The sequence below is a fragment of the Halomonas halmophila genome, from assembly GCF_006540005.1.
GTDB lineage: Bacteria > Pseudomonadota > Gammaproteobacteria > Pseudomonadales > Halomonadaceae > Halomonas > Halomonas halmophila.
The window spans coordinates 63538-81875 of the sequence record NZ_BJOC01000017.1 but is presented as its reverse complement, the minus strand read 5'-3'; the positions used below and the strand labels follow the sequence as shown (position 1 = coordinate 81875).

Sequence of the window (18338 nt, the reverse complement as noted above, 5' to 3'; positions counted from 1 at the left end):
GACAGCGTTGGCCGGCCATGCGCTACGGGAACGCAGGCCGGCGCGTCACGGGAGACAGGCCTTGCCTGTCTAGGTCAGGCCCGCCTGACTAAGCGATGCCTTCATCTCTCCCGAGACCTCGGATTTGGCCCCCTTGAAGAGGCGATAAAAGTTCGCGGCGGTCTGCATGGCCACCTCGTCGACACTGATACCGCGCTCCTCGGCGATGCACTCGGCGACTTCCACCACCCAGGCCGGCTCATTGGGCTTGCCACGGTGCGGCACCGGGGCCAGATAGGGACTGTCGGTCTCGATCAGCATGCGGTCCAGCGGCAATTGGCTCGCCAACCCGCGCACGGCGGTGGCGTTGCGAAAGGTGACGATGCCCGACAGCGAGATCTGAAAGCCCATGCCGACGGCCTCGCGGGCCATGTCCAGGTCCTCGGTGAAACAGTGCAGCACCCCACCGACCTCGGGATCGACATGCTCGCGAATCAGCGCCAGGGTATCCTCGCGTGCCTCGCGGGTGTGAATGATCACCGGCAGCGCGAGCTGGCGGGCCGCAATGAGATGGCGACGAAAGCGTTCATGCTGAACCTCCCGCGGCACGGCCGTGTAGTGATAGTCGAGGCCGGTCTCGCCGATGCCCACGGCGCCATGTTCATCGGCGCTGTGCATGATGGCCTCGACGCTGGGCTCCTCGGGCACTTCGTGCAAGGGATGAACACCGGCGGAAATCGCCACGTCGTCATGTTCACGGGCGATGGCCGCGAGGCCGGGCACACCTTCGAGGGTCGTGGCAATGGCCAGAAACTGGCTGACATGGCGCTGCCGCGCCGCGGCCAGGGCGGCTCCCACATCACCGCCATGGGTACGGGAGTCGAGACGATCGAGATGGCAGTGTGAATCGACAAACATGCGAAAACGTCACCGGTTGAAATCAGAATGAAAGAGCGCGGCCGAGGCGTCCTTCTCAGGACCTCAAGAGCGCCGCCCAGCGGACCAGCCAGGCTTCCAGCACGAGCTGCGGGTTGGGGTTGTTGCCTTCCGTCAGCAGGCGGCGCTGCTCGCGGGCATAATCCAGCAGGCGGAACCAGTCGCGCACCCGGGCATTCTTGACGGCCTGACGATACAGCGGCAGCAGGTCGGGATTACGCAACTCATCGGACAGCCCGGACAGGCCGAGTCGAATCAGATCCTCCAGCCAGGTAATACCGTACCACAGGATGGTGTCGATGGACTGGCGGTCCAGACGGGCCGCCTCGGCCACCGGCTCGGCGCCACGCACCAGGGCGTCGAAGGTCTCGTGGAGTTGCTGCCGCAGGGCCCGCGCCTCCGGTTCGGCCAGCGCCAGGGCGCGCAACGGCAGCCCGCCCGAGGCACGCCACCAGAAGCGGGCATCCTCGTCACCGCCCAGCTGGTCGTTGAGCCAGCCGAGACTCTGGACCTCATCGGCCTGGGTCAGGCTCCATTGCTGGCAGCGCGAGCGGATGGTCGGCAGCAGGTGCGAGGGAATATCGGAGAGCAGCACGAACAGGGTCCGACCGCCGGGCTCCTCCAGGCTCTTGAGCAACGCATTGGAAGCGGCCACGTTCATGGCCTCGGCCGGCGCGATGACGATGACCCGATAGCCGCCCTGCTGGGCCGTCTGCGACACGAAGGCGTTGATATCGCGTATCGGCCCGATGCGGATCTGGCGCTTGCCCTCTTCCGGGGCGACACGCATCAGGTCCGGGTGGTAGCCGGCGGCGAGCATTCGGCAGCTGTGGCACTCGCCGCAGGCGAACTCGCCCGGTGCCGCGCAGAGGGTACGAGCGATCAGGGCCTCGGCCAGTGACTGCTTGCCGATACCGCTGGGACCGGCGAACAACAGGGCATGCGGCAGGCGGCCGGCATCGGCCAGGCGCGTGATGTCCTGCCAGCGGTTCGCCAGCCAGGGGTAGGGACGCACCAGCTCGCTCATGCCCATGCCTCCAGACGGCGTTCGAGTACTGTACGCAGATCCCGGCGCACGGCATCCAGCGACTGATCGGCATTGATCACCTGCACCCGCTCCGGGGCCGCCGCCGCGCGTTCCAGGTAGGCGTCACGCACCGCCTCGAAGAAGTCGCCGCGCTCCTGCTCGAAACGGTCACGCTGGCCACCGTCGCGATCCAGGCGCCCTTCCAGCCGCCGCCGGGATACCGCCATGGGCATGTCCAGCAGCAGGGTCAGGTCCGGGGTCAGGCCCTGCTGGACAAAGGCCTCCAGCTCGCCGATGCGTGTCTTGTCGAGACCACGCCCGCCGCCCTGATAGGCGAAGGTGGCATCGGTAAAGCGATCACAGACCACCCAGGCGCCGCGCTCGAGGGCCGGGCGCACCACCCGGGCCAGATGCTGGGCACGGGCGGCGAAGACCAGCAACAGCTCGGCGTCATCATCCAGCGGCTCCTGGCTGGTCGGATCGAGCAGCAGCTCGCGAATGGCCTCGGCACGCGGGGTGCCCCCGGGCTCCCGGGTGCGTACCACCTCGAAACCGCAGGATTCCAGGTACTCGGCCACCATGACGAGGTTGGTCGACTTGCCTACCCCTTCGCCACCTTCCAGAGTGATGAAGCGTCCTCGGTGTTGCATGGCAGCGCCTCCTGGCACTCGGTGGGTGTCGACCAACGACGGCGCTCGCCTGGCCTGGCGGTCGTTCGTGACGTTGGTCCACACCGCTTTCAGCGGTTGCGGATATAACGGTTGACGGCGTTGTTGTGCTCGCGCAGCGTGCGCGAGAAGTGGTGCGTGCCATCGCCCTTGGCGACGAAGTACAGGGCATCCCCTTCGGCAGGATCAACCGCGGCCTCCAGCGATGCCCGACCGGGCAGGGCAATCGGCGTGGGCGGCATGCCCTCGATGACATAGGTATTGTAGGGCGTGGCCTCGCGCAGATCGGCGTGGGTGATGTTGCCGTCGTAGTCAGCGCCCATGCCGTAGATGACAGTCGGATCGGTCTGCAGGCGCATGCCCTTCTCCAGACGGCGTACGAAGACACCCGCGATGCGTGGGCGCTCCTTCGGCGCCCCGGTTTCGCTCTCGACCAGCGAGGCCATGATCAGGGCTTCATAGGGCGTGTCGTAGGGCAGTCCATCGGCACGCGCGGCCCAAACCTCGGCCAGCACCTCGTCCATGCGCGTCATCGCCTGGCGCAGAATCTCCAGGTCACTGATGCCCTTGCGATAGCGATAGGTGTCCGGAAAGAAGCGCCCCTCGGGATGCTCGCCGGGCCGACCCAGTCGCTTCATGACGGCTGCATCACTCAGCCCTTTGGTCACGTGCTGCAGCTTCTCGGCAGCGTCGAGGGCACTACGCATCTGGGCGAAGGTCCAGCCTTCGGGAATGGTCACATTGTAGGTGACCATCTCGTGGCGACGCAGCCGTTCGAGCATATCCTCGCCCGTCATGTCGGGCGTCAGGCGATACTCACCGGGTCTCAGCGACGGCACCACATCCGGGTCGAGCCGAGTCAGCAGGCGAAAGGCCCAGGCATCGGCGATGATGCCGCGCTCGCCGAGCTCGGCGACCACCCGATGAAAACCGGCGCCTTCCGGTACCTCGTAGATGACCGGTTCGTCGATCGTCAGCGGGGCCGTGAGGCGGGTTTCCCAATAGCGATAGCCGACCCCGGCGATCAACGCCACCACGATGATCAGCAGCGGCAAGGCTTTCACGAAGCGTTTCATGTCGGGATATCTCCGTCCTGCTGGCAATTGTCGTCAGCGGGTGGCGAATCGCCGGGAACCGGATAGCCCAGCAAGGCATGGGCCTCGGCCTGCAGGGCGCGATGTCGTTCTTCCAGCCGCCAGTGCATCCGGGCGTTGCCATGTACGTCATCGAGCCGTCTGACCGGCCAGATGCCCTGGACGCTGTTGCCCAGCCAGACCGCCTCGGCCTGCTCGAGCACCTCAGGATGGGCATCCACTTCATGCACTTCGAGGCGTTGGCACAAGGCATCGCGCAGGGTTCCCGCCACACCACAGCGTGACAGACGCGGTGTTTCCAACTGCCCCTGGCGTTGCCAGAAAAGGTTCATGCAGGTCGCCTCGACGAGGCGGCCCTGGGCATCGCAGAGCAGGCCTTCGGCGATATCCGGATCCTGCCATTCGGCCCGGGCCATGACGTTTTCGAGGCGATTGAGATGCTTGAGCCCGGCCAGCTGAGGCTGAATGCCCAACGCCAGCCGGCAGTGGCGGACCCGCACGCCTTGTGCCCAACGCTCGGCGGCGGGCGCAAAGGGGGCGGCATGCCAGCGCAGGCGCGGTTCGGGAGTATCGGGCAGACGGTAGCCGCGCCCACCGCTGCCCCGTGTCAGGGTGAGCTTGAGCACCCGCAGGCCGTCGCCCGCCTGGCCCGGCAGAGCGTCCAGCAGTTCGCGTGGTGCCGGGGCAATGCCAAGGCGCTCGCAGCCCCTCGCCAGCCGAGCCATATGGGCTTCCCAAAGCATGGGCCGAGCGTCGCGTACCAGTATGGTCTCGAACAGGCCGTCCCCGTAGGACAAGCCCCGATCATCGAAGGGTACGCCTTCATCGGCAACGATATGCTCGGCTTGCCAGCTCACCCTGTTGCCCTCACCTGTCACTTGCAAAGCGTCTCAGAAGCCCGTTGGCGGCCCTGTCGGTCACACCTTCGAGAACAGCAGCGTGCCATTGGTGCCGCCGAAGCCGAAGGAATTCGACAGGCTGACATCGATCTTCATCTCGCGGGCCTGATGCGGCACATAGTCCAGCTCGCAGCCCTCCTGGATATTGTCCAGGTTGATGGTCGGCGGCGCGACCTGGTCACGAATCGCCAGCACACTGAAGACGGCCTCGACGGCCCCGGCCGCCCCCAGCAGATGGCCGATCATCGATTTGGTGGAGCTGACCGCCACCCCTTTCGAGGCTTCCCCCATGACCTGCTGGACGGCGCGGCTCTCGGCCAGATCACCAGCCTGGGTGGAAGTGCCGTGGGCATTGATGTAATCGATCGTGGCGGGGGCGATGCCGGCATCATGAATGGCGTTGCTCATGGACAAGGCGGCACCGCTGCCGTCTTCCGGGGGCGCCGTCATGTGGTGAGCATCATCGCTCATGCCGAAGCCGCTGAGCTCGGCATAGATGGTCGCGCCCCGGGCCACGGCATGCTCGTACTCTTCCAGCACCATGACGCCGGCTCCGTCCGAGAGCACGAAGCCGTCACGCTCACGATCCCAGGGACGGCTCGCCGCTGCGGGGTCATCATTGCGTGTCGACAGTGCCCGGGCAGCCGAGAAACCGCCCAGACCCAGCGGCGTGGTTGCCATTTCAGCACCGCCGCAGACCATGACATCGGCATCGCCGTAGGCAATGGTCCGTGCGCTGTAACCGATGTTGTGGGTGCCCGTGGTGCAGGCCGTGGTGATGGCGATATTGGGGCCACGGAAGCCATGCTGAATGGCCAGATTGCCGGAAATCATGTTGATGATCGAACCCGGCACGAAGAATGGCGAGATACGCCGCGCCCCACCCTTCTGCATGGCATTGTGATTGTGTTCGATCATCGGCAGGCCGCCAATGCCCGAACCGATGGCCACGCCGATGCGATGGGCATTGCTGTCGTTGCATTCGATGCCGGCATCACTGATGGCCTGACCGCCCGCGGCCACCCCGTACTGGATGAACAGGTCCATCTTCCTGGCATCCTTGGGGTTGAGGTAGGGACTGATATCGAAGTCCTTGATCGAACCACCGAAACGCGTATTGAAGGCGCTGGCATCGAAGTGCTCGATCGGGGCAATACCGCTCTTGCCGGCCACGATGTTCCGCCAGCTCTCGTCGACGGTGTTACCCACTGGCGTGACCAAGCCAAGACCAGTCACCACAACCCTTCTACGAGCCATCAGCTTTCCTCCAGACATCTCAAGATAGTGCAGCCCATCCAGGGGCATTCATTGTCGGCATTATACCCGACTCGTGGCGTGCTGTGCGCCCTCTACGGCCATGGATGAAGGACGCCGGGCATCCGCGCCTGACACGCGGTACGCTCGGGGCTCCGCCGGACACCACTCCATAAACACAAGAGCCGCCCTGCCTGGCAGGACGGCTCTCTCCGGGCATGGACACCCGGACCTTTCAGCAAGCGGGATCGGCTGCGCCCTTACTGGTGGGCGTTGACGTAGTCGATGGCTTCCTGAACGGTGGTGATCTTCTCGGCTTCCTCGTCGGGAATCTCGGTATCGAATTCCTCTTCGAGCGCCATCACCAGCTCGACGGTATCCAGAGAATCAGCGCCGAGATCTTCGGTGAAGGAAGACGAGCTCTGGATGTCTTCTTCCTTGACGTTCAGGCGCTCGGCCACAACCTTCTTCACGCGCTCTTCGATGGTGCTCATTATGACGTACTCCAGTCGTTCACGTTAGGCGTTTTGATGACCAGCAGGTTCAAATCCGCAAGCATAAGCTGCGGGGTAGTTTATAGACCGCTCGGGGTCGACGCAACCGCCGCATGTCGCGGTATTACCGCATGTTCATGCCGCCGTTCACATGCAGGGTTTCCCCTGTAATGTAGCTGGCTGACTCACCGGTCAGAAAGCCGACTGCCGCGGCGATCTCCTCGGGGCGACCCAGCCGTGACAACGGAATCTGGCCAAGCAGCGCCTCCTGCTGCGCTTCCGGCAGCGACTCGGTCATGTCGGTGGCGATAAACCCCGGGGCCACCGCATTGACCGTGATGTTACGCGCTGCCGCCTCGCGCGCCAGGGCACGGGTAAAGCCTTCCATGCCGGCCTTGGCCGCCGCATAATTGGCCTGGCCCGCATTGCCCATGGTGGCCACCACCGAACTGATCGACACGATACGTCCGAAGCGCGCCCGGCTCATGCCTCGCAGGCATGCCTTGCTGACACGATAGACGGATTTGAGATTGGCATCCATCACCGCATCCCAGTCATCTTCCTTCATGCGCATCAGCAGGTTATCCCGGGTGATGCCGGCATTGTTGACCAGGATTGTCGGTGCCCCGAATTCGTCACCGATGGCCTTGAGCAACGCCTCGACGCTCTGCTGATCGGTGACGTCGAGACGGCGCCCCGCGCCCTCGATACCGTGTTCCTTGAGATCGGCATCGATACGCTCGGCCCCAGAATCGCTGGTGGCCGTGCCGATGACGATGCGTCCCTGGCGTCCCAGCTCGTGGGCGATGGCGCGGCCGATGCCGCGGCTGGCCCCGGTGATCAGGGCGACTCTACGCTCGGTTGTCATGCGCTCTTCCATTCTCTTGCGGAGAGGGAGTCAGCCGTTGGCCGACGTTGACTGGCCAGCGGCTTCGCGGGCCAGCTCCAGGGCGGTCGCCAGGCTGTCCGGGTCATTGACCGACAGCCCCTTGCTGCCCCGGGCGATTCGCTTGTTGAGGCCGGTCAGGACCTTGCCGGGCCCGCATTCGATGAAGACCTCGGCCCCCAGGCCCGACAGTGTCTCGATGCAGGACGTCCAGCGCACCGGCTGATGGAGCTGCTCGACCAGGCGCGTGCGCAGCGTTTCCACATCGGCATGCGACCGGGCATCGACATTCTGCACCACGGTGTAGCGGGGAGAACGCAGCTCGATGTCGTTCAGCGCCGTGGACAGGCGCTCGGCCGCCGGCCGCATCAGGTCACAGTGCGAGGGCACGGAAACCGGCAACGGCATGGCCCGCTTGGCACCCGCCTCCTGGCAGGCCGCCACGGCGCGGTCGACGGCGGCCTTGCTGCCGGCGATGACCACCTGACCCGGCGCATTATAGTTGACCGCCGACACCACGTCGCCTTCGGCCGCCCTGGCACAAGCGGCTTCGACCGCCTCATCATCCAGCCCCAGCACGGCCGCCATGGCGCCCTGCCCCTGGGGCACGGCATCCTGCATGGCCTCACCACGCAGCTTCACCAGGCGCACCCCTTCCGCGAACGGCAGGACTCCGGCACACACCATGGCGCTGTATTCCCCCAGGCTGTGGCCGGCCATGGCCGCCGGGCGCGGCCCTTCGAGCTCCTGCCAGATCCGCCAGATCGAAACACTCGCGGTCAACAATGCCGGCTGAGTACAGGCCGTGGCGTTCAACTCCTCGGCAGGGCCTTCCTGCACGACCTGCCACAGATCGTAGCCCAGCGCATCGGAGGCCTCCTCAAAGGTCGTGCCCACCACGCTGTAGCGCTCGGCCAGCTCGCGCAGCATGCCGATCTGCTGGGAGCCCTGCCCGGGGAAGATGAGGGCAAGGGGTTGGGTCATGTCGATCACCTTTGCTCTTGTTGACTGGCTTCGCCGAACGTCACGTTCGTGACCCGGCGGGTGTCCTGCAACCACTCGCGTCTCGACCGTGGTTCACGATGGAGACGCCAGCAGACAAGACGCTAGTGTGCCGGACGCTAGCCGACGGATCCACGCCTGCCCAGCTCCTGCGCCAGACACGCCGGCAGATCATGCGTCACTTCGCGGGCGGCACGCGCCACCGCGTAATGAAAACCGGCCGTGTCCGCACTGCCATGACTCTTGATGACAATACCATCCAGCCCCAGCAGGCTGGCACCATTGTAGCGTACCGGATCCAGCTCGCCACGCAGCCTGGCGAGCGCCGGCCGCGCCAGCCAGCCGACCAGGCGACTGGACCAGTGGGCCTCGAAGGTCGCCTGAACCCGTCGCACCAGCATGCGCGCCAGGCCTTCACTGGCCTTGAGCACGGCGTTGCCGACGAAGCCATCGCAGACGACCACGTCCACGTCACCGGAGAAGATGGCGTCCCCCTCGACAAAGCCGAGGTACTCCAGCGCGGTTTCCTGCCTGAGCAACTCATCGGCGTGCTGGACGCTGAACGTGCCCTTGGTGCCCTCGACACCGACATTGAGCAGACCGACGCGCGGCCTTTCCTGCCCATCGATGCGACGCGCCATGACCTCGCCCATCAGGGCGAAGTCGCGCAGACGCTGCGCTTCGACCTCGACATTGGCGCCCAGGTCCAGCAGATAGCAGCGTCCTTCGCGACGCGTGGGGATCGCCGTGCTGATGGCCGGGCGCGACATCCCGGCCACCATGCCGAGGGCCCGCCGCGCCAGCGCCATCAGGGCGCCGGTATTGCCGGCGCTGACACCGGCCTGGGCCTCGCCCCGCGCCAGGCACGCCAGCATGCCGGACATGCTGGTGGTCTGTTCGCCGCGCAGCACCTGAGCGGGGCGCTGATCCTGGCGGACGACGCCCGGAGCATCGATGACGTCCATAGACGACGCCGCCGCGACCAGGGGCCGCGGCAGCCGGGAAATCTCGTCATCGAGCTGTCCAGCCGGGCCGAACAGCAGGATATCGAGATCGGGGTCGGCCATGACCGCGCTTGCGGCACCGGCTACCGCGGCACGGGGACCGAGGTCTCCGCCCATGGCATCAACGGCGATTCGCATGTCAGCGTGCAGACATCATGGCCGGTATCGGCGTCGTTACGCGTCGACGACCTTGCGTCCACGATAGTAGCCGTCCGGGGCCACATGGTGACGCAGATGGGTCGTGCCGGTTTCCTTGTCCTGGGACAGGGTCTTGCCGGTCAGGCCATCGTGGCTACGACGCATGCCGCGCTTGGAACGGGTCTTGCGGTTCTGTTGAACTGCCATGAGATATCACTCCAGAGTGAATCAGTGAATAATCAGTGTTTGCCCTTGAGGTGCTTGAGCACGTCGAAGGGGCTCTCGGCGGGAGACTCCGACTCGACGGCTCCCGCCCCGCTGCTCAGCTGGTCGCGCGAGACCTGGCATTCGGCCTCATCGTGGTAAACCACCTGGGGCAGGCTGAGAATGAGTTCATCCTCCACGACCCCCAGAAGGTTCAGCTGTTCGTTTTCCACCAGTACCGGCTCGTGGGTACTCGGCAGCTCGGCTGCCAGCGAATCACTGGTGACCAGCCCCAGCAGGAAGTCACTCTCGACTTCGCTCGCCATTGGCACCAGGCAGCGCCGACACGGCAACTGCATCTCGGCTTCGACATGGCCTTCTATGCCCCGGCGCCCCTGGGCGTCGATGGTAAAGTCCAGCCACACCTGCGCCTCGCCGCTCTGCGCGCCGACGGCCTCGGCCAGCCGTGGCATGTCGGCAAGCGACACCAGGCCTTCGAGGCGTTCGCCATGGGCCGCGAGCTTGTAAGGCTCGACCCGGATCGGTAGTCGTGAGGTCAACATAGGCGCGCAATGATAGGCACTCCCCTAGCCCCTGTCAAAGCCACCGTGGTCTCGGGTTAGAATGGCCGACACACCCCATCGCCCCGTTTCGACTGGAGCTTGCATGTCACGACTGGTCCTCGCCTCCGGCTCCCGCTTTCGCCGCCAACTGCTCGACCGGCTGGACATGCCCTATGCCTGGGCCAGTCCGGATATCGACGAGGCGCCTCACCCGGGCGAGTCCCCGCAAAGCCTGGTACACCGCCTTTCCCTGGCCAAGGCACAACGCCTGGCCGACGACTGGCCGGAACATCTGATCATCGGCTCCGACCAGGTCGCGGTCTTCGCTGGCCGGACGCTCGGCAAACCGGCCGATGAGGCCGCCGCCCGCGCCCAGCTCGCCGCCTTTTCCGGCCATCGCGTCAGCTTTTTGACCGGGCTGGCGCTGATCGACACCCGTCACGCCCGCCACCGTGTCTGCCATGAAGGCTACGACGTCATCTTCCGCCGGCTCGAGGACCGCGAAATCGCCCGCTACGTCGAACGCGAACGCCCGCTGGACAGCGCCGGCAGCTTTCGCATGGAAGGCCTCGGCATCACGCTGTTCGAACGCCTGGAAGGCGACGACCCCAACACCCTGATCGGCCTGCCGCTGATCCGCCTGTGCCAGTGGCTGAGAGAAGCCGGGGAGGATCCGCTGGGCTAACCCAAAGAAGGAAGAACGCGGCTACGCCGCTGAAAGAATGAAGAGCGGCGCTCCGCGCCTGGAAGTGGGAAAAAACCTGTCTTGCCGCGGGCTTAACCTGGCTTCTTCCCTCTTCCTTCCTCCCTCTTCCTTCTTCTTTCTTCCTTCTTACCTCTTACTACTTCAACGCAGTTGATACCTCACCGGCGTTTCAGCACTCGAGAGCCCCAGCACCGAGGCCATGACATTGCCGAAGCGGCGGGAGAGGCGTTCGAAGGGGTCGAGGCGCGGGGTGTAGTTGTGCAGGTTGACCTCGTCCAGCAGGCGCCGGGCTTCACCGTCCAGGCTGCCGAGACGGTCCACCAGCCCCAGCTCGACGCCTTGCTCGCCGGTCCAGATCAGGCCGCTGAACAGGCGTTCGTCATCGCTCAGCCGATCGCCCCGGCCGGCCTTGACGTCCTCGATGAACTGCTGGTGAGTGGTGGCCAGGACCTCCTGCCAGAACCGGCGCTGCTCCGGCTCGACGGCCGAGAAGGGGTCGAGAAAATCCTTGTTCTCGCCTGCCGTGAAGACGCGACGCTCGATGCCCAGGCGCTCGATGGCCTGCTGGAAGCCGAAGCCGGCATGAATCACGCCAATGGAGCCGACCAGACTGGCCGGCGCGGCGACGATGTCGTCGGCGGCCGCGGCAATATAGTAGGCACCGCTGGCCCCGATATCCTCGATCACGGCAATGATCGGCTTGTCGCCGCTTTTCCGCAGACGCATGATTTCATTGTAGATGCGCTGCGACTGCACCGGACTGCCGCCGGGACTGTCGATATGCAGCATGACGGCCTTGGCCCCTGGAGCATTCCAGGCGCGCTGTACGCCGTCAATCACGCGCTCGGCGCTGGCGGGGGACTCGCGGTCGATCACGCCCTCGACCTCCACCACTCCCAGGTGTGGCCCCTCGGCCTGACCGACATCCTGCGTCATGAACAGGCCCGCGAAGGTAATGCTCAGCGACGCCAGGACCAGCAGCGCCAGGACGAACCGGAAGAACAGCTTCCAGCGCCGACTGCGACGCTGTTCGGCAAGCACGCCATCGATCCAGCGATCGAGCATGGCCTGCTCGGCCAACCGGCGTCGCTCGCGCAGCGCCTCGGCACTTTCCTCGACGCCCTCCCCGGGCACTTCCGGCCCGGCCTCCTCGCCAGCACGCGATCGCGCCTCGCGGCGCCGCCGCGCCTCTTCGGCCGAGAGTTCCGGCCCGTCGGTCCAGTCGTCGTCGCGTTCGCTCATCCTGACGTCATCTCCAGAGACTGCCTCATGTTGTCAGCCATTCCATCAGGCCAGGAAAGCTGTGGGCGGTAAACACCGGGGTGCTGGCGGCCAGGCGCTCGGGGCTGTGCACGCCGTAGGTGACCGCGGCACGGTCCATGCCCAGGGCACGGGCCATTTCCATGTCATATTCGGTATCGCCGACCATCAGCGCCTCCTCGACAGGCACCTCCAGCTCGGCGAGCAGTTCCTCGAGCATGCGGGGATGCGGCTTGGAGCGCGTCTCGTCGGCGGTGCGGCTGGCATGAAACCATGCCCCGGTGCCGCTTTCGCGAAATGCGCGGTCGAGTCCACGACGACTCTTGCCGGTGGCCACGGCCAGGCGCAGTTGCCCATCGCGGCGCAACTGCTGCATGCCGTGACTGACACCGGGGTAGAACGCCATCGGCGGCTGATCACACTCGACGAAGTAGTGGGCGTAGCGTTGCTTGAGCGCCTCGGCGCGTTCCGCCTCGATGCCCGGGCACAGCCTGGCAATGGCCTCGGGCAGCCCCAGCCCGATGATGTCACGCACCTGGTCGCTGGTCAGCTCCCAGCCGATATCCCGACCGGCCGCCTGCATGCAGGCCACGATGCGCCCCAGCGAGTCCATCAGGGTGCCATCCCAGTCGAAGATCAACAGTCGATAACGCATCTCGTCTCTCGCTTCGCTTGGCCAGTCAGTTGCCACGCCGGGCACGCGTCAGCACTGCATCCAGGGTATCGTCGAGGGGGGCGCGAATCTGCACCGGCTTGCCGCTGGTCGGCTCCGGAAAGGTCAGCGATGAGGCGTGCAGGAAGAGCCGCGACAGCTCCCACTGGCTGGCCGTGCGCCGGGACTCGCGGGAACCATACTTGTCATCGCCGAGCAGCGGATGGCCGGCATGGGCGGCATGCACGCGGATCTGGTGGGTGCGCCCGGTGACCGGCTCGGCTTCCATCAGGGTGGCCCCGGCAAAGGCCTCGCGCACCGCGAAACGCGTGCGCGCCACCTTGCCGCCGGCGTCGACCCGTACCCGTCGCTCGCCATTGCCGGCATCGAAGCGGTCCAGGCGCGCGCTGACGAAGTCGCGACGCGCCGGCCAGCGGCCGGCCACCAGGGCCAGGTAGCGCTTGTTCATGTGATGCTGCTTGAGCGCCGTATTGAGCGTGAGCAGCGCATTGCGCGACTTGGCCAGCAGCAGACACCCCGAGGTGTCACGATCCAGCCGATGCACCAGCTCGAGAAAGTCGAGGTCCTCGCGCACCTGACGCAAGGCCTCGATCAGGCCGATCTTGACGCCGCTGCCACCATGCACCGCCAGGCCGGACGGCTTGTTGATCACCAGCCAGTCCCGGCCCTCCAGCAGCACGCTGCCGGCCAGCAGGTTGCGCAGATTGTCGCTGACATCGCGCACCGCCTCGCGTGGCGCCAGCTTGAGCGGCGGGATACGCACCACATCGCCCACGGCGAGTCGTGAGTCGGCCTTGACGCGCTTCTTGTTGACCCTCACCTCGCCCTTGCGCACGATGCGGTAGACCAGCGAGCGCGGCGCCCCCTTCAAACGCGTCATCAGAAAATTGTCGACCCGCTGGCCAGCCTGGCCCTCGGTCACTTCCACCCATTGTACGTCGCGGCCTTCGGCCATTCCGGCTCACTCCACAGGAGACTGCAATTCAGCGGGTATTCTACCGCAGTCCGGGCCTTCCTGCGCCAATTGCTGGCCACCCCCCATTACTGTTATATTGCCAAAGCGCTCCAATGGGTTGATAAAGCCGAGTTGTGCTCAACCCAGCACAGCGCCTGCACGACTCACACGCAGGCCGGAGCGAAAAAATCAGGCCGCGACGACTCTCGACAATCCGAAGTCCCGCCGCCGAAGTAAAGTGACACGAAGCCAAGCGATACAACGCCACGCCCGCCCGATCGCGTTCGCACTCGAGACAAGCCTCGATACGGCGCGAGAGGACATCACGGGATACGTACAACATCGTGCCGAGGGCGGCGTTGGCGAATCGATGAATGCCAGGTGTTGGCGGTGACTGCAAGGACCGGCTGGGCGACGACCCGCCGAGACATGTCCTGCCTCCGCCGAGTACTCAACATGATCACGCCGTGCCGGCAGGGCCCACAGCGCCACCGACACGGCCGGGCGCAGTTCCGCATCCGCGACATGCGCTGAGCACAAGCACGCAGCACCCAGCGGTTCGCCTTCGTCGAGCAAGGAAGCCCACGGGCTTGATAGTCGTCGCGAGAGGCATGGGGTTCGAGACGTGGTGAGCGATGCATGACGGCACGGCCGACCAGGCCGTTCCCGGAATGCCCTCACCCGGCCGCAACACCCGCCTGTCGCAGCGCGACGTCAGCCCCCTGGCGCTTTCCGGGCGCCCCCGGCATGTCCATACTGCGAGACACCATGAAACGGATGCTCATCAATGCGACCCAGCCCGAAGAGCTGCGTGTCGCCCTGGTCGATGGACAACGCCTCTACGACCTGGACATCGAATCCGGTGCCCGGGAACAGAAAAAAGCCAATATCTACCGCGGCAAGATCACCCGCGTCGAACCCTCCCTGGAAGCGGCCTTCGTCGACTTCGGTGCCGAACGCCACGGCTTTCTGCCGCTCAAGGAAGTCTCCCGCGACTACTTCGTCAAGGAGCCTTCCGGCCGTCCCAGCATCAAGGAAGTCCTCAAGGAAGGCCAGGAAGTCATTGTCCAGGTCGACAAGGAAGAGCGTGGCAACAAGGGCGCAGCCCTGACCACCTTCATCAGCCTGGCGGGTCGCTTCCTGGTACTGATGCCCAACAACCCGCGTGCCGGCGGCATCTCGCGTCGCATCGAGGGCGACGAGCGTGCCCAGCTCAAGGAGGCCATGGCCGACCTGACCGTGCCCGACAAGATGGGCCTGATCGTGCGCACCGCGGGGATCGGCCGCTCCTCCGAGGAACTGCAGTGGGACCTGGACTACCTGGTTCAGGTCTGGGAGTCGATCACCGGTGAGGCCGGCAAGCGCCCGGCCCCCTTCCTGATCTACCGCGAGTCCAACGTCATCATTCGCGCCATGCGCGACTATTTGCGTCCGGATATCGGCGAAGTACTGATCGACAGCGAGAAGGTCCATGAAGAAGCCCTGACCTTCATTCGCCAGGTCATGCCCTCTTATCAGCAGAAGATCAAGCGTTACGCGGACGAGGTCCCCCTGTTCTCGCGCTTCCAGATCGAATCGCAGATCGAGACCGCCTACGAACGCGAGGTCAAGCTGCCCTCCGGCGGCTCCATCGTCATCGACCACACCGAAGCGCTGGTGTCCATCGACATCAACTCGGCACGCGCCACCCGGGGCAGCGACATCGAGGAAACCGCGCTGCAGACCAACCTCGAGGCCTCCGACGAGATTGCCCGCCAGCTGCGCCTGCGCGACATCGGCGGACTGGTGGTCATCGATTTCATCGACATGAGCCCGGCGCGCAACCAGCGCGAGGTCGAGAACCGGGTACGCGACGCGCTCAAGATCGACCGCGCCCGGGTGCAGATCGGGCGTATCTCGCGCTTCGGCCTGATGGAAATGTCGCGTCAGCGCCTGCGCCCCTCACTGGGCGAAACCAGCGGCGTGGTCTGTCCGCGTTGCGACGGCCAGGGCACGATCCGCGATGTTCGCTCGATCTCGCTGTCAATCATGCGCCTGATCGAAGAAGAAGCCATGAAGGAACGCAGCGCCCAGATTCGCGCCATCCTGCCGGTTCCCGTGGCGACCTACCTGCTCAACGAAAAGCGCGGCATGCTCGCCGACATCGAACAGCGCCAGCAGGTGCGTGTAGTGCTGTTGCCGCACCCCGACATGGATACGCCGCACTACGACGTGCAGCGGCTGCGCGACGACCATGTCGATGAAGAAGGCGGCGTGCAATCCAGCTTCGAGATCTCCATGGACACCGAGGTGGGTCGCGAACCCGAAGCGGCCTTCGGCAAGCCCGTCAAGCGCGACGAGGCGGCCGTGACCACCGTGGAGCACAACGCACCAGCACCGGCGTCCCTGCAGCAGGACACCGCCAGCCAGCCGGCTCAGGAGACGGCCAAGGCCGCCTCCCGGCCAGCGCCCGCCCCGAAGGTTCCCGCTCAGCGCGACGGCGTGATGGGCCGCCTGATCAAGGGCTTTGCCCGCCTGATCAACGGCGAGGCGGATACCTCGCAGGCCTCCAGCACCGACACCAGCTCCTCCGGCCAGCAGCCCCAGGCTCGCGATAGCGGCGACCAACGCCAGGGCGATGGCAACCAGAACCGTTCCGGTGGTGGACGCCAGCGCAATCGTCGTGGCGGCTCCTCTTCCGGCCGCAGTGACAGCAATCGCCAGGACGAACGTCAGGACAACCGTCAGGACAATCGCCCGAACAATCGCGGCAACAATGCCGGCAAGAGCGCTGCGCGCAACGATGACAGCGCCTCCGACAACCAGAGCCGCCAGCAGCGCAGCAGCCGGGGACGTCGTCAGGACGACAACCGTGGCAAGCCGAATGCCGCGGCCCAGGAGTCGCCGAAGTCGGCTGACAACCGCGACAAGACCGAGGCCAAGAACCAGGGCGGCAAGCCCCAGGACAAGTCCGGCAAGCCAGACAACCGTGGCAAGTCCGAGGGCAAGGGCCAGAGCGGCAAGGGCCAGGGCAACAAGGAGCAATCCGGCAAGCCTCAGGAGCCACAGGCCAAAGCATCGGACAATCGCCAGTCCGGTGAGGCCGGCAAGCCGGCCGCCGAGTCGGCCAAGGCCGAGAACAAGGGCCAGGATGGCAAGCCCGCGGCGGATGCCGGAAAGCCCAAGCGCACGCGCAACAATCCGCGGCAGCGCAGTCGTCAGCGCGCCCTGAACGCCAAGGCCGAAACCGAGCAGAAGCGTCTCCAGGAAGAAGCCGCCCAGCAGGAAGCAGCGCCCGGTGAGGCCGAAACCGCGCAGGGCGACCAGGCCGAGGCGTCGCAGCCGTCCCAGGCAGTGTCTGCACCAACGGCCACTGCCGAGGCCGGGTCTGCGGAAACCCAGCAGCCGAAGGCCGAGAAAGCGAAGTCCGACAAGCGCCGCAAGGACAACGCCCGGACCGACGACAAGGCCGATGCCCAGTCCACGACGGCGGCTGACAAGTCCCAGGCTGAGACCGGTGCTAGCCAGGCAGCGTCCAAGGCTGATGCACCACAGGCCACGCAGGAAAAGGCGACACCCGCGGCCAAGCAGACCGACGACACAGCAAGCGACGCGTCTGCTGCCGATACCCGGAAACCGGCGAAGGCCGCTGGCAAGTCACCGAAGACCGAGTCCAGCGCATCGAAATCCGGGGCGGAGACGGCCCAGGGCGAGTCCGAGGCGCCGAAGGCGAAAGCAGAGACTGCCAAGGCCGAATCCGATGCGCCGAAGGCGGAAGCGGCAGCTGACAAGGCCGAATCCGAGGCGCCGAAGGCGGAAGCGGAAACTGCCCAGTCCGAATCCGAGGCACCGAAGGCGGAAGCGGAAACTGCCCAGTCCGAATCCGAGGCGCCGAAGGCGGAAGTAGCAGCTGCCAATGCCGAATCCGAGGCACCGAAGGCGGAAGCAGCAACTGCCAGGGCCGAATCCGAGGCACCGAAGGCGGAAGCAACAGCTGACAAGGCCGAATCCGAGGCACCGAAGGCGGAAGCGGCAGCTGACAAGGCCGAATCCGAGGCGCCGAAGGCGGAAGCGGCAGTTGACAAGGCCGAATCCGAGGCACCGAAGGCGAAAGCGGCAGCTGACAGGGCCGAGTCCGAGACGCCGAAGGCGGAAGCGACAGCTGAAAAGGCCGAATCCGAGGCACCGAAGGCGAAAGCGACAGCTGAAAAGGCCAAGTCCGAGGCACCGAAGGCGAAAGCGGCAGCTGACAAGGCCAAGTCCGAGGCACCGAAGGCGGAAGCGAAAACTGCCAAGCCCGAATCCGAGGCACCGAAGGCGGAAGCGGCAGCTGACAAGCCCGAATCCGAGGCGCCGAAGGCGGAAACCGCAACTGCCAAGGCCGAGTCAGAAACGGCCGGGAAGGCGGCTCAGCCCGCAGCCGAGGACAAGCCCGCCGAGCCCAAGCGTCGCCGCCGGGCCCACAACGACCCCCGCGAGCGCCGCAAGCGTGAGCAGGAAGGTGGTCAGGGCTGAAGCTGGACGGCCCTGCCCTGACGTAAAAAGCGCCCGCGGCCAATTGGCCGCGGGCGCTTGCTTTTCGGGCAGCGGCGAATCTGGCGCGCCTGCCTGCCGGCC

General features: G+C 65.7%; 17 protein-coding genes. 2 read left to right on the top strand and 15 right to left on the bottom strand.

Annotated elements, in window-relative coordinates:
- Positions 1–69: 69 nt before the first annotated feature.
- The 12 genes from HHA01_RS06140 to HHA01_RS06085 all read right to left on the bottom strand — a co-directional run bounded on the left by HHA01_RS06140 (position 70) and on the right by HHA01_RS06085 (position 10148).
- Positions 70–897 (bottom strand): TatD family hydrolase, encoded by an 828-nt coding sequence (locus tag HHA01_RS06140; protein WP_141318778.1) that lies wholly within the window; start codon positions 895–897, stop codon positions 70–72.
- A 55-nt stretch (positions 898–952) separates the two neighbouring features.
- Positions 953–1942 (bottom strand): DNA polymerase III subunit delta', encoded by a 990-nt coding sequence (locus tag HHA01_RS06135; protein WP_141318776.1) that lies wholly within the window; start codon positions 1940–1942, stop codon positions 953–955.
- Positions 1939–2592 carry a dTMP kinase gene (gene tmk, locus HHA01_RS06130; RefSeq protein ID WP_141318774.1) on the bottom strand — a complete coding sequence of 218 codons (654 nt, stop codon included), beginning with the start codon at positions 2590–2592 and terminating at the stop codon, positions 1939–1941. Before tmk ends, HHA01_RS06135 begins: the two co-directional genes overlap by 4 nt.
- A gap of 89 nt (positions 2593–2681) precedes the next feature.
- Positions 2682–3686, bottom strand: a complete 1005-nt coding sequence (mltG, locus tag HHA01_RS06125) for an endolytic transglycosylase MltG (RefSeq protein WP_141318772.1) — start codon at positions 3684–3686, stop codon at positions 2682–2684.
- Positions 3683–4561, bottom strand: a complete 879-nt coding sequence (pabC, locus tag HHA01_RS06120; protein ID WP_246053827.1) for an aminodeoxychorismate lyase — start codon at positions 4559–4561, stop codon at positions 3683–3685. Before pabC ends, mltG begins: the two co-directional genes overlap by 4 nt.
- 60 nt (positions 4562–4621) lie before the next feature.
- Positions 4622–5860 (bottom strand): beta-ketoacyl-ACP synthase II, encoded by a 1239-nt coding sequence (fabF, locus tag HHA01_RS06115; RefSeq protein WP_141318770.1) that lies wholly within the window; start codon positions 5858–5860, stop codon positions 4622–4624.
- Between the two features lie 257 nt (positions 5861–6117).
- Positions 6118–6351: an acyl carrier protein gene (gene acpP, locus HHA01_RS06110; RefSeq protein WP_013331755.1), complete on the bottom strand. Its 234-nt coding sequence runs from the start codon at positions 6349–6351 to the stop codon at positions 6118–6120.
- Positions 6352–6475: 124 nt separating this feature from the next.
- Complete coding sequence (gene fabG / locus HHA01_RS06105; protein ID WP_141318768.1) at positions 6476–7219, bottom strand: 3-oxoacyl-ACP reductase FabG; 744 nt, start codon at positions 7217–7219, stop codon at positions 6476–6478.
- A gap of 30 nt (positions 7220–7249) precedes the next feature.
- A complete protein-coding gene (fabD, locus tag HHA01_RS06100) occupies positions 7250–8221 on the bottom strand; it encodes an ACP S-malonyltransferase (protein ID WP_141318766.1) in 972 nt (323 codons plus the stop codon).
- Positions 8222–8358: 137 nt separating this feature from the next.
- A complete protein-coding gene (plsX, locus tag HHA01_RS06095; protein WP_141318765.1) occupies positions 8359–9381 on the bottom strand; it encodes a phosphate acyltransferase PlsX in 1023 nt (340 codons plus the stop codon).
- Between the two features lie 36 nt (positions 9382–9417).
- Positions 9418–9588, bottom strand: a complete 171-nt coding sequence (rpmF, locus tag HHA01_RS06090) for a 50S ribosomal protein L32 (RefSeq protein WP_141318763.1) — start codon at positions 9586–9588, stop codon at positions 9418–9420.
- Between the two features lie 32 nt (positions 9589–9620).
- Positions 9621–10148 (bottom strand): YceD family protein, encoded by a 528-nt coding sequence (locus HHA01_RS06085; protein ID WP_141318761.1) that lies wholly within the window; start codon positions 10146–10148, stop codon positions 9621–9623.
- A gap of 103 nt (positions 10149–10251) precedes the next feature.
- Between HHA01_RS06085 and HHA01_RS06080 the strand changes: the two genes are divergently transcribed.
- Positions 10252–10833: a Maf family protein gene (locus HHA01_RS06080; protein ID WP_141318759.1), complete on the top strand. Its 582-nt coding sequence runs from the start codon at positions 10252–10254 to the stop codon at positions 10831–10833.
- A gap of 162 nt (positions 10834–10995) precedes the next feature.
- Here HHA01_RS06080 and sppA read toward each other — a convergent pair whose 3' ends face one another.
- The 3 genes from sppA to HHA01_RS06065 are packed head-to-tail and all read right to left on the bottom strand — an operon-like array spanning position 10996 to position 13742.
- On the bottom strand, positions 10996–12096 hold the full coding sequence (sppA, locus tag HHA01_RS06075) for a signal peptide peptidase SppA (RefSeq protein ID WP_141318757.1): 1101 nt from the start codon (positions 12094–12096) through the stop codon (positions 10996–10998).
- 25 nt (positions 12097–12121) lie between these two features.
- Positions 12122–12769, bottom strand: a complete 648-nt coding sequence (locus HHA01_RS06070; RefSeq protein WP_141318755.1) for an HAD family hydrolase — start codon at positions 12767–12769, stop codon at positions 12122–12124.
- 25 nt (positions 12770–12794) lie between these two features.
- A complete protein-coding gene (locus HHA01_RS06065; RefSeq protein WP_141318753.1) occupies positions 12795–13742 on the bottom strand; it encodes an RluA family pseudouridine synthase in 948 nt (315 codons plus the stop codon).
- 768 nt (positions 13743–14510) lie between these two features.
- Here HHA01_RS06065 and rne point away from each other — a divergent pair.
- Positions 14511–18236 carry a ribonuclease E gene (gene rne / locus HHA01_RS06060; RefSeq protein WP_141318751.1) on the top strand — a complete coding sequence of 1242 codons (3726 nt, stop codon included), beginning with the start codon at positions 14511–14513 and terminating at the stop codon, positions 18234–18236.
- Positions 18237–18338: the final 102 nt, after the last annotated feature.